The organism is Prevotella sp. oral taxon 376, assembly GCF_003043945.1.
GTDB lineage: Bacteria > Bacteroidota > Bacteroidia > Bacteroidales > Bacteroidaceae > Prevotella.
In genome coordinates this window covers 1,308,947-1,321,135 of the sequence record NZ_PYXG01000001.1, presented here as the reverse complement: position 1 = coordinate 1,321,135, position 12,189 = coordinate 1,308,947, and the positions used below count along the sequence as shown (strand labels likewise).

Below are 12,189 nucleotides of genomic sequence, written 5' to 3'. Positions count from 1 at the left end.
AAGTGTGTTTATTGTCGGGTCAACCATTCGGCGGCAGGAACCATACGGATGATATGTCCGTTCTTCTCTACCTCACGGTCTTCGTCGAAGTTGATGAGAAGCAGGTTCTCGCAGTGGAATTTCGTAGCGGCTTTCAGCAGGGCGTTGATCTCACGGTTCAGGGTCTTCTCTGCACTGATGTCGTAGGATACCTGCACCAGTTGTTCTACCTTGCCGCCCTTGGCGATGACGAAGTCCACCTCCCATTGCTTGTCACGGTAGTAGAACACGTCGGCATATTCAGGGCGGTAGCGGCGGAGCAGTTCCACATAGACCACATTCTCCAGCCGCCATCCCGTGTTCTCGGTGGAGAAGGTGCCGCTGCGCTCCGACACGAAAGCCACGTCCACGACATACACTTTTTCGTTTCGTACGCGTTCCCGGCTCTTGTAGGAGAACTTGGGAACACCCAGAAGCAGGAATGCTTCCTTCAGATAGGAATAGTAGTTTTCTATGGTATGGTTCGATACACCGAACATCTGGGCAAGATCCGTAGCTACGAACTCCTGACAGAAATTGTCGGCAAGGTAGGTTGCCATCCGCCGGAGCACCTCCACATGCCGCAGGCGGAACCGCCGGGCAATGTCGTTCTTGATGATGGAATTGAGCAGCGCCTCTATGTATCCCCGTTTGTTCTGCTCGTTCAGCAGTTCGGGAAAACCGCCGTCCGTCAGGTATTCATGCAGGGCTTTTTTGCGCAGGGCCTTAAACTTGGTAGAGAGGGATCGAAGCTCCACGCCGTGCATCGTGGCATATTCGGCAAACGAGAACGGATAGAGCTCCACCTTGTTGTGCCGTCCCGTCAGGTGGGTGGTCAGTTCGCTGCTCAGCAACTTGGAGTTGGATCCCGTGACGAACAGGTGCACTTTCTGGCGAAGCAGCCGATTGACAAACAGCTGCCAGCTCTTGATGTTCTGCACCTCATCGAGGAAGAGATACTTGAAATCGCCGTATAGCTGATACAAGGCATCGAGCACGCGGTCGAAATCTCCGGTTTCCAGCCCTGTCAGTCGGTCGTCGTCGAAGTTGGCGTAGGCAAATTCCACTCCCTGCTGCCGTATGAACTTCTCGCACAGAGTGGATTTTCCGCTTCTCCGCACACCTATCACAATCTGGGCAAGGTTGCTCGACGGCGAGAGCTGCCCTTCCTCCATCCTGTCGCACAGCAGCGACAAGTTGTGTGACAGCAATTCTTCCTTTTGGTCGGAAAAGATGGTTATCAGTCTTCTTGCATCCATGTTATCATGATGTTTTAACTGCCTGCAAAGATAGTGAAAAGTTCCATAATCTGCAATACAATACCGAGAAAACTTCCATAATTCGTCAAATATTTCTTTTATCGGCTCATTGTCTTCTGCTCCTAAATCAATCATAAAATGCGAAAAGACCTGTCTCTGAGCCCCAAAGTACCCATCTCTTAAAAGATGTAAAACTATTCATGGGTTTCTTATGAGTATCAGTGAGTTACAATCCTGAAATGTCCGATTAGAATAATTGGGGCAGGTGCAGAATGTCCGATTAGAATAGTTTTTTGTCCGATTAGCATAGTCCCCTCCCATCGTTTCATCTTTAATTTCGCAACAGAAAAACAGATGAGCTATGAACCAAACAGAAAGAAAAATACAATCAGAAGAACGACGGCGGAAGTCCGATGAGGCACAGCGGTTCTCGGAAGACCGAATGCAACTCCTTGACACCATCCGCGAGATGATAGACATTGAGTTCGAGCGCCACGGAGTGAAAACCGAGGGCAACTCTCATCCCGAGAATCCTCCGCCCGAGGGTACGGGGCGCAAGCCTCCCGACCGCAAGCCCAAGCGCACGCTGTGGCAGCGCATCGTGAAGTTCTTCGCCGTCTGACGAAGACTATATATAAGACGAAGACTATATATAATAAGGTGCGGCAACTCTCCTTTTCCGCATTGTTCAGTCGCACCGTCAAGCAAAACCGGACAAGATAAGACAAAGAACAAATCATAACAATCCAACGCCCAAGTCCCCGACACGGCGTTCCTCACAAAGAGAGGTCTAAGGGGGCACCAGTAATTATGAGGACCAACAAATTAAGACAAACAATCCTATCATTCGCCATCGCCCTGATGGGCATCATGGCAGCAACGCCGGTAAAGGCGCAGTATTTCCGCTTCTGCGGCAACAGGTACACCGCCGATGCCACCATCCCGCTCGGCGGAGGCACGGCAACGTGGAACCAAGCCACCACCACGCTTACCCTGAAGAATGTTCAAGCAGAGAACGTATCCGACAACTTCATCTCGTGCGAGGGCATTGCCCACCTGAAAATCGTGCTCGAGGGCAGCAATAGCGTGAAGTCCAATGGTAGTTTTCTTTACTGGCGTGGTGGAAACGTGGAGATTTCGGGCAAAGGCTCGCTCACGGCGCGTAGCGAGAATAACGTAGCCATCTATATGAATGACTATGCAGCCCCCCGCACGCTCACCATCAAAGACTGCAAGCTCGACGTGCAGGGAAAGAGAAGGAGCATCGCCGGCTATAAAAACGGAGACAATACGGAGACGCTCAACCTCGTGGTAGACAACGCCACGCTCAAGGTAAAAGGCGCCACGGGCGGTTGGGGATGGAAGGAGTCCGGTATCACCTATCTCAAATCCTATGAGCTGAAAAACTGCCACATCAGCACCGCCGGCGTGAGGTTCGGTAAGCGAAGCAACAGCACCTGCTACGAACTGCTGGGCACCGATAACTATACCTACCCTAGCGAGGTGGAAATCGTTCCGGGCAATGCGCCCACCGGCATCTCTTCCGTAACGGCTGACACACCGCAGGGCAAGCGCGGCATCTACACCCTCGACGGCATGCGCCTCAACGGTGCACTCGACAACCTCCCCGCCGGCATCTATATCGTAGATGGCCGCAAGGTGGTGAAATGATACACAAAACCAAAACACTTTAAATGATAAAGAACATGACAACAAAACAGTTTTCGGCAACAGTAGCGAAAGCAGCTTTCGCCCTTGCCACAGTAGTGATGATGAGCATGGCGTTCACCGCCTGCTCGAGTGACAACGACGACCCGAAGCCCGACCCGGAACCCGAGCTCAAGGCCAACACCGTCACCCTCGACGGTGTAGAAAAGCCCGTGCTATCTGCCGAATATGACGACAAAGGCTATGGCAACTACTACCTTTTCCTCAATCTTGATGCCAAGGGTGAAGAATACCTGACTGTGGGGGTAAACAAGATGCTCCACATCACCGGCAGTGCCATCGACTTAGCAAAAAAGGAACCTGAACGCGACGGGCCCTATTGGTTGCTAAGTTACATTATGTCGAAGAACAAAAATCTTTTCACCACAGAAGGTCGTCCTAGCAATATCCCCCATCCAGACGGAAACTTTTACCCCGTGTTCGTAAGTGGCACGCTCACCGTGATTGGCGATGTAGAGGGCACAATGAAGATTGTGCTGAAAAACGGGCGCGTAAAAGGCGAGGACGGTAAGGAGCACACCATCACCGCCAGCTACAGCGGCACGATGACGAAATTAAAGAAGTAACCTCTGCCGCTCCCTCTGGCAACGGCTCATGGGTATCTTCACAAGCGGCCTATTATAATTATGTGAGACAAGACGATAATATCATTAACTCTTTTATTTTAATTCAAGCAACAAGTATGAACAAAAGACGAACGAAACCGCTCATTCCGCCGCTCAGCGGCCGATGGGCACGAGTGGGTCTCTGCGTCCTGTTCTCCGCAACCGTAACCGTCGGCGCACAGGCGCAGGCCACAGACGGGGGTGGAACACAGCCGCCGCGAGACCAAAACAGCGAGCTGCGCACCCGCACCTGGAGCGTCTACGCCCAGGGCGGACTGTCGTGGGCAAGCGACGTGTGGTATCAGAACCTCGATGCCAAACGCAGTTACAAACAGTCGCCCGCCGTGGGCGGCGGCATCGACTTCACCATCCGCTCGTGGGTGCGTGTGGGTGCCGAGTATCTCTGGTCGCGCTACCGCCGTGAGCAGCGCTTCTCCACGCTCGACACCAAGACGATGCCCGTCAAGGTGTATGGCAACTACCTGATGAACTACCACAACGCCAAGCTGGGCGTAGGCTTCAACCTGATGGAGTTGTGGCCCCGCCGCCGCGCACAGTGGCTGAACATTTGGGTGGGCACGGGCGTAGGCTACACCTTTGCCAAGGGCAACGAGTACGGCATCTACATCAGCAACACGCAGACACAGGGCGGACAGACCACGCCCATTGGTGACGGTACGACCATCGGCAACGACTCGGAGATAACCATCACGGGTAACGTGCGCACGACGAACCGCCACGAGAAGTTCAACACGCTCTACGTTCCCGCCTCGCTCCACATCGAGGCCGACGTGAGCCGTCGCTTCACCCTCGGACTGAAAGGCGAGGCGGACTGGCTTCTCAATCGCAAGGACATCGCCCCGAAGAACCTCATTTTCGCCCTTGCCACCGTACGCTACAACTTCGTGGCGAGCCGTGCCAAGGTGCAGCGAGCCTACTACGAGGGCGAACTCTCCGCGCTCAACGATCGCGTGAACGCTCTACAACAGGACGTGGCAACGGAAAAGGCACGCGCCGAACGCGAAGCGGCAGACCGCCAACGGGCAGAGCAGCAGCAGGCCGAACTGCAACGCCGCCTGACCGACTGTGAAGAGAGACAAGCAGAGTCTCCTGCCACCGTGCAGCCCTCGCACTTCGTGCAGTTTGCCCACAACAGCTCCTATATGAGCCGTGAGGAAGCTGAACACCTCAAAGCCTTTGCCCGTAGCGTGCGCGGCCATAGGCTTACCCTCGTGGCCGAGGCCAGTACGCCGGGCGCAGACGGCTACAACCAGCAGCTCTCCGAGCGTCGCCTGGCCCGTGTGGTCGAGGCTCTCGTAAGGGAGGGCTTCAACAGGGCCGACCTGCACCCGCAGACAGCCATCGGTGAGCGCAACGGCAAGCCTGCCGCCGAAGGGCGCAGGGTAACCATAAAGGTGGAAAAGCAAGCTACAACAATGTAAACAACCCATTAAAATCATAGTAAGATGAAACGAATCAAATCCATTCTGTTCGCCATCGCGATGCTGTTGGCAACACCTGCGTTCTTCACCTCGTGTCAGGAAGACGCACCCGAGATTAATTACACGATGAACGTGTCGGTTATCAACGACTTCACCAAGGTGGTTGAGGCCATCAACAACGGCTTCCTGAAAAACGAGGAAGCCATCAAGAAGCTCACCGAGGCCATCGACAAGATGAACGCCGACCAGCAGACCAAGCTGCAGGCCATCATTGACGTGCTCACCTCCGTGAACGCCACACTCGAGACCAAGCTCGCAGCCATCGAGGCAGCGATGAAGGCGCAGACCCTCACTCTCGAGAGCAAGCTCACCCTCTTGGAGACCGCCATCAAGAACCAGACCCTCAAGCAGGAGGAACTGGCAGGCAAGCTCATCACCGCCATCGAAAACCTGCAAGGCGATATGCAGGAGAAGATAGCAGCCATCGCCGAGGCCATCAACAATGTGAACACCACGCTCCAGAGCAAGCTCGCCCTCATCGAGGGCGCCATCACGGCGCAGACCCTCTCGCTCGAGGCAAAGCTCGCCCTCATCGAAGCCGCCATCAAGGCGTTGCCCGACTACAGCTCGCAGCTTGCAGCCATCCAGACGGCCATCGAGAACCTGCCAGACTACGGCGACAAGATCGCTGCCATCGAAGCCGCCATCAAGGCCATGCCGAACTACAGCGACAAGTTCGACGCCGTGGTTGCCGCCCTCAATGCGATGAAAACGCAGATTGAGGCGCTCGGCACGGGGCAGGCCGACATCGTTACGGCGATCAACAACACGACAGCCGCCATCAACAGCCTCATCGCTGCCGTGAACAGTGGCAACGCCGATACAGCCGCAGCCCTCGCGCAGATTATCCAGAAGCTTGAGGAACTGAAAGAGAAGATTGGCAACGGAGGCGGAGGGGTAACACCCCCGACACCGCAGCCCACGATGGAATATGTAGACCTCGGCCTATCCGTAAAATGGGCAACATGCAACCTCGGTGCAACGAAACCGAGCGACTACGGCCACTACTACGCCTGGGGCGAAACAATGGTTAAGGCCGACTACTCATGGAATACCTACAAGTGGGGTACGAAAAGCAACATTACCAAGTACAACGATAGTGACAGCAAGACCGTCCTCGATCCGGAAGATGATGTCGCCACTGCCAAACTTGGCACTCCCTGGCGCATGCCGACCGCAGAAGAAATCAAGGAACTGATCGGCGTATGCACCTGGAAATGGACGAAGAAGAACGGCGTAGCAGGCTACGAGGTGAAAGGCACGAATGGCAACGTCATCTTCCTGCCTGCCGCCGGCTGCCGCGAAGGTTTCGAATCCCAAGATATCCGCACAATAGGCTACTACTGGTCGAGTTCGCTCAGCGATGTGCCAGGCGGCGTCTGCGCCCGCTACCTCTTCTTCAATTCGAACGACCAAAACAGGATCTTCGTCGACCGCTACAAAGGGTTCCCGATTCGCCCCGTGCGCCAATAACTTAGCCTTGCCCCTATGGGCATGATGCAATAAGCTGACAATAAAAACCTCTCCCGCCCGCCCACAGAGCGGCGGGAGGGGAGATATAAACAATAACTAAATGTTTCACTATTATTGGTGTCCGGTAAACAAATTATAGCGATAAATCATGTCTTTTCGCCGTCCCGGCAAATGACGGCAGACTTTCCGGGCTCTCGGAAAACATCAAAGCAAAACAGGTGTTAAATGCCGAAGTTCGGAAAACGTCAAAGCAAAACAGATGTTAAATGCCGGAGTTCGGAAAACGCCAAAGCAAAACAGATGTTAAATGCCGGAGTTCGGCAAACGCCAAAACAAAACAGATGTTAAATGCCGGAGTTCGGGAAACGCCAAAGCAAAACAGATGTTAAATGCCGAAGTTCGGCAAACGCCAAAGCAAAACAGGTGTTAAATGCCGGAGTTCGGAAAACGCCAAAGCAAAACAGATGTTAAATGCCGAAGTTCGGCAAACGCCAAAGCAAAACAGATGTTAAATGCCGGAGTTCGGCAAACGCCAAAGCAAAACAGGTGTTAAATGCCGAAGTTCGGCAAACGCCACGGCAAACGCCCAGGCCCTCGACACGGCGTTGCTCTGAAAGGAGATTCAGCAGGGGGGCACTTTATTACATGGTAAAAATAAATCAAATCACCGTATTATCGACCGCCATGGTGCTGGCCCTTGCTTTGGCCACACCTGCCCGCGCGCAGTTTGGCAACATTCTGAAGAAAGCCAAAAACGCCGTGAAAGAGAAAGCGAAGGAAAAGGCCGAAGAGACCAAAGACAAGGTGATGAACAAGGCTGCCAATGCCGTGAAGAGTAAGACAGGCGACGCCCTTAACAATGTTACAGGCATGGACAAAACGGCGGACAAAACAGCAGGCAACACGGAGGAGTCTGTAGATACGTATTTCTTCATCAACGGCAGCAACCTGAGCAAGAGCGGCCAGTACAACAAGCTCATCAGCCTTTACAAGCAGAACTTCGAGCCCTCGAAAGAGGCACTGACCCACGAGCCGTTTGCCAACAACGAGAGCGTGCCGAGCGGTTACTCGAAGTCGTACAAGCAGATGTACGCCGCCTACGAGCACCTCGACCCGAAGCTCTTCCCGTTGCAGCCCTACTACAAGTATCCCACCTTCTATGCCCTTGGGAAAAACCGGCTTTTTAACCCTCTTGCCTACTATCTCGATATGATCAAGATGTTCCTCACGGCCCCGATGGGCTATGAGGGCTATGAGAAACTGGGCATCGTGGGCTACAACGCAACGAAGAACCCGGAACTCGTTTCTGCCGACGGACAGAAACTGGCCATGCAGGTAGATGAACTGTTCCGCTATCCCATGGCGGCACGCTTCTTTGCCGACCCCAATTGCAAGTCATCGGTATGGGCACTGGGCATGCTGCTTGCCTACGAAAGCACCCGCGTAACGGCGGTGAAAGAGTATGCCGTGAAGGGCAATACCGGAGTGGCCGACGCGAAGGCAGGCCTGATGTTTCCCTATGCCGCCGGGGTGTCGCCGTACGACCGCGAGGTGCTGATGCGGGATGTGGCGTGCGTGGCGGTCGATATTAACCTCATCGCCACGACAGTGAACGATTTCTATGAAATGGTTGAAACCTCGAAAGAGCCGCATCTGAAGGTGCTGTATATGCTTGCCGGCAACGAGATGTACAAGCACATACTGACAGAGCACAAGGACTACGAACGCAACAAGGGCAAGTTCAACAGTCAGCTGATGTCTTACACCCGCTACAACAATACGCCCGAATACGCAGAGATAGTCAATGCGGCAGTGGTGACGCCCGAGCCCCCGACAATGGCCCTGAAGGCAGGCGCAATGGACAGGCAGCTCAACGCACAGGTGCTGAGCATTGCCAGGCAGAAGGTGCCGGGCGCACTCCGCGTGGTGGTCATCAACGAAGCGTGGAAGGTTCACTACAACGGTAGTGTGCCGACCGATCGCGCCGTGCGGGCATGGGTGGTTTACCGCAACAAGAAGGGCAAGCTCGAAGCCCATGACTACAGCTTCTGCCAGGACTATCAGGGTGGTGGAAAGTATGGGGCGATGCGCTATAAGGGCGTCGGCATGCAGACGGTATATGTAAAACAGTGACGAAGCCGAAATAGCATCAGCCATCGAGGGGGCGGAAACGCAACAAACAAAGCAACGTCTTCGGTACCTCACTCGTGGGGTGCGACGATACCCCACGAGTGACCTGCCGAGATACCCCACGGGTGGGGTGCAAAAGGCACGATTGCAGAACAAAAACGATAAATCAATTAACAGAAAACAGCAATGATAGAATATTAACTCACAATATTATGGAACGACTGACGCAATCACCCAAATTGGAGATAATCCTCTCCGCACAATCCCCCGAGGTATGTCGCGCCGCCGAGGACTTCCGCACGGAAATCCTTGCCATGAGCGAAACGGAGCCCCCCCTGACAGCAACGTACCGCACATTGCGTTACACCGCCTGCCATCTACTTGCCCTGAACAGAACTTGTCGGAAGGGCAGCATGGCAGAAAAAAACTGAAAGAACTTTCGGACATCGTCGCCATCGAGCTGGAACTCCTCGACATGCGTATCAAAGGGCTGCTGCCGACAGCGAACACCGTCCTTGCCTCTCCTGCCAAGAAGTTCCGCTGGACGGGAAAGGTCGTGGATTTGGTGGAACTGCTCTATGCTCTCGACACCTGCGACTGTATCAACAACGGAAAAATCGGTGTAGAAGAGTTGGCAGACGCTCTTTCCAACATCTTCGGCGTAGAAGTCAAGAACTGCTACAACGTCTATATGAACATGAAGCGACGCAAGGACGACAGCCGCACCTATTTCCTTGATGAACTCCGGGAGAAACTCAACAAGCGTATGGTGGAAAGCGACCTGAAAGGCGGAAAATTCAAGAAACGGTAAATGAAACAAAGGGAGATACTCCAAACCAGGAATATCTCCCTTCATTTATTTTCTGCAACTATCGGTTGCAGAAGTTCTTCTAATCTCTCAAAATATAGATTGTAATTTCTCCAGCCCTCAGTTGGAGAAATTACCACCTCTTACCGAAATGCCCTTATTATCCGATACACAGCCCACAGACAGGTGAAAGGAGCGGTAAAAACTCCGATGATAACAAAGAGGAGGAGTTTGAAGATATAGTAAAATACCCACTGCCCGTTTGTTCCGGCAATCATTTTATAGGGAATGAACTTTTCCACGAAGAGGTAGCCCGACCATATGGCCATCAGCACATATCCGGACAGACCTCTCATATCTTCAAAACCTTTGGTCGCCAAGAAATTCCATCTGAAACCTATGACAAACAAGGCGATGAGAAACAACAGACTGAAGATGCTTCGCCAAATCTCACTACGTTTTCTTTTCTGAAAACAAGGTGTACAGAGTATCGGCTGATACCTTTCCGCACATTCTGAGCATAGTCCTTTCCCGCAATCTGAGCATTGGGCAACTGCCGGTTCTTGGGTATGATTAAAACAATTCATAGTGTAATCAATTAGTGTGTTCAAAAATACAAAAATCCCGTCTTAGAGCCAAGAAAAACAGCCATTATTTCTTGGTATTGAGCAGTTTGGAGAGTTCCGGATCATCGGCAATCCGCTGCAACTCCCTTTCCACGATGTCCCGCACCTCCGTCTTGACACGGTCATAGTTCGCCTTGATTTCCTGCTCCATCATATCCTCTCCGTTTTCATTCGTGAAGTCTGTCAGAATGGGTATCGGGCGGTAAGCAGCCGTTTCCTTTGCCACTTTCGCATTGTCCACTACAATCTCACAGTGGAATATCTTCTGCTCGATACGTTCGGAGAAGTTATCTGCGACCGCTCCCACGAACATTCCCTGTGTGAGCGTGGAAATCTTGCTCTGTGGAATCAGGCTGTCCATCTGCGTGGATATGGAGGTCGTCTTGTCGCTTCGGGTGATGCTCATGCTCTGCCGTTTCTGAAGCACCTTGCCAAACCTCTCCGAGAGCGTCTTTGCCGTTTCGCCGACCACCTGACCGGAGAAAATGTTTCCGACAGTGTTCATCACCACTGCAGCTTCCTTGTCTCCATAATCCCGCTTCAACTGTGAGAAGTCCTGAAAGCCCAAGCATACCGCCACCTTGTTGCTTCGTGCGGTGGCTATCAAGTTGTCCAATCCCTTGAAATAGATGGTGGGCAGCTCGTCTATCAGCACCGAACTTTTCAGCATTCCTTTCTTATTGATGAGCTTGACGATACGCGAATTATACAACCCCAATGCTGCTCCGTAAATGTTCTGTCTGTCGGGATTGGTCCCCACACAAAGGATTTTAGGCTCTTTGGGATTATTGATGTCGAGTGTGAAATCATCTCCTGTCATAATCCAATAGAGCTGCGGACTTATCATCCTTGACAAGGGTATCTTGGCGGAGGCTATCTGTCCCTGCAACTGGTCAGCCGCCCCTCCGAGCCAAGCATCCATGAAAGGAGAAAGATAGTTCTCCAATTCAGGATATGAGGTGAGTATCGGAAAAATATCCTCGTACTTGCGGCAGAGAAACTCTATGGCATGCGGAAAGGTGCAGTATTTCCCTCCCTCGAAAATGCGGAGATACCAGATGATGGCGGCGAAGAGTACGATGGGCGACTCCACGAAGAAATCTCCCTGCTTCTGCACCCACGTCTTGTTGAGGTTAAGCATAATCGTATAAGCCGATTCGTAGGCATCCGATATGTCGCTCATAAAGTCAGGGTGTATCGGATTACAGCGATGTGACCGACGAGGGTCATCGAAATTGATCACGTAAAACTTCGGCTTGACCTTGTACCCTTCCGAATGATGCAGCAGATGGTTGTAAACAATCGTGGAAAGGTCGGGATACTTGAAATCATAACAGTAGATGGCAAAACCTTTTTCGATTTGCTGCTTGATGAAATTATTGATGATGGCATAGGACTTACCGCTGCCCGGCGTTCCCAATACGGAGACCGCACGAAAAGGATTGACGACATTTATCCAGCCCCTGTTCCATTTCTTACGATAATAGAATCGGGTCGGCAGATTGACCGAGTACTCGTTTTCCAATAGCTTTGTCTCCTGCATAAAGGATTCGTTTTCCTGATTGAAGACATCCTCCATCAGGTTGTTCTTCAAGAGCCGGCTCATATAGAGTCCCGCCATCAGCAGACAAATATAGCCTACGGTTATCGTAAAGGTATAGAGAGCCACATTCGCCTCTATGGGCAGTGGCAAGGCGAGTATCCACCAGTTAAGGAAGAAAAAGACAAAGCCGATGCCCATGAATGCCCATATTTTCGTCCAAGTGATGTGCTCCTCTTTCACGCCTTTTGTACCCAGACAGGAAAGTCCCATCAGTACCAGCGCAAAAAGCTTGGTATAAAGCATATTGCCGAACAGTCCTGCCGTGCGGTGGAAGTTCATCAGTATCCTGTCCACCACACCGATATTCACGCCCCATAGCCGTATCGCCTCATAGCAATACCAATAGAGGTGGGCTACTACCAATATAATACTTACGGCACGCAGAAAATCCATGATTTTCGCCAGTGCTCTCAAATCGTCTTCTTGTTGTGACATAA

The 12,189-nt window shown here is 52.4% G+C and carries 11 protein-coding genes; 8 read left to right on the top strand and 3 right to left on the bottom strand.

The window, feature by feature from the left end:
- Positions 1 to 8 precede the first annotated feature (8 nt).
- Positions 9 to 1,277, bottom strand: a complete 1,269-nt coding sequence (locus C7120_RS05705; protein WP_107620726.1) for an ATP-binding protein — start codon at positions 1,275 to 1,277, stop codon at positions 9 to 11.
- Positions 1,278 to 1,638: 361 nt separating this feature from the next.
- Between C7120_RS05705 and C7120_RS05700 the strand changes: the two genes are divergently transcribed.
- The 8 genes from C7120_RS05700 to C7120_RS05660 all read left to right on the top strand — a co-directional run bounded on the left by C7120_RS05700 (position 1,639) and on the right by C7120_RS05660 (position 9,526).
- Complete coding sequence (locus C7120_RS05700) at positions 1,639 to 1,899, top strand: hypothetical protein (RefSeq protein ID WP_199220673.1); 261 nt, start codon at positions 1,639 to 1,641, stop codon at positions 1,897 to 1,899.
- Positions 1,900 to 2,087: 188 nt separating this feature from the next.
- Positions 2,088 to 2,948: a hypothetical protein gene (locus tag C7120_RS05695; protein ID WP_199220672.1), complete on the top strand. Its 861-nt coding sequence runs from the start codon at positions 2,088 to 2,090 to the stop codon at positions 2,946 to 2,948.
- Between the two features lie 35 nt (positions 2,949 to 2,983).
- Positions 2,984 to 3,571, top strand: coding sequence for a hypothetical protein (locus tag C7120_RS05690; RefSeq protein WP_107621405.1), 588 nt, complete (start codon positions 2,984 to 2,986; stop codon positions 3,569 to 3,571).
- Between the two features lie 116 nt (positions 3,572 to 3,687).
- Entirely contained in the window at positions 3,688 to 5,052 is a 1,365-nt protein-coding gene (locus C7120_RS05685; protein ID WP_107620725.1) for an OmpA family protein, read from the top strand.
- Positions 5,053 to 5,076: 24 nt separating this feature from the next.
- Positions 5,077 to 6,585, top strand: coding sequence for a hypothetical protein (locus C7120_RS05680; protein WP_107620724.1), 1,509 nt, complete (start codon positions 5,077 to 5,079; stop codon positions 6,583 to 6,585).
- Positions 6,586 to 7,230: 645 nt separating this feature from the next.
- On the top strand, positions 7,231 to 8,718 hold the full coding sequence (locus tag C7120_RS05665; RefSeq protein ID WP_107621404.1) for a hypothetical protein: 1,488 nt from the start codon (positions 7,231 to 7,233) through the stop codon (positions 8,716 to 8,718).
- Positions 8,719 to 8,927: 209 nt separating this feature from the next.
- Positions 8,928 to 9,146, top strand: a complete 219-nt coding sequence (locus C7120_RS13885; RefSeq protein WP_158267350.1) for a hypothetical protein — start codon at positions 8,928 to 8,930, stop codon at positions 9,144 to 9,146.
- Positions 9,147 to 9,190: 44 nt separating this feature from the next.
- Positions 9,191 to 9,526 (top strand): RteC domain-containing protein, encoded by a 336-nt coding sequence (locus C7120_RS05660; RefSeq protein WP_107621403.1) that lies wholly within the window; start codon positions 9,191 to 9,193, stop codon positions 9,524 to 9,526.
- 140 nt (positions 9,527 to 9,666) lie between these two features.
- Here C7120_RS05660 and C7120_RS14130 read toward each other — a convergent pair whose 3' ends face one another.
- Both C7120_RS14130 and mobC read right to left on the bottom strand, forming a co-directional pair.
- Positions 9,667 to 9,879: a permease of the drug/metabolite transporter gene (locus tag C7120_RS14130; RefSeq protein ID WP_233247030.1), complete on the bottom strand. Its 213-nt coding sequence runs from the start codon at positions 9,877 to 9,879 to the stop codon at positions 9,667 to 9,669.
- A 295-nt stretch (positions 9,880 to 10,174) separates the two neighbouring features.
- Positions 10,175 to 12,187 (bottom strand): conjugal transfer protein MobC, encoded by a 2,013-nt coding sequence (gene mobC / locus C7120_RS05650; RefSeq protein ID WP_107620721.1) that lies wholly within the window; start codon positions 12,185 to 12,187, stop codon positions 10,175 to 10,177.
- Between the last annotated feature and the right edge of the window lie 2 nt (positions 12,188 to 12,189).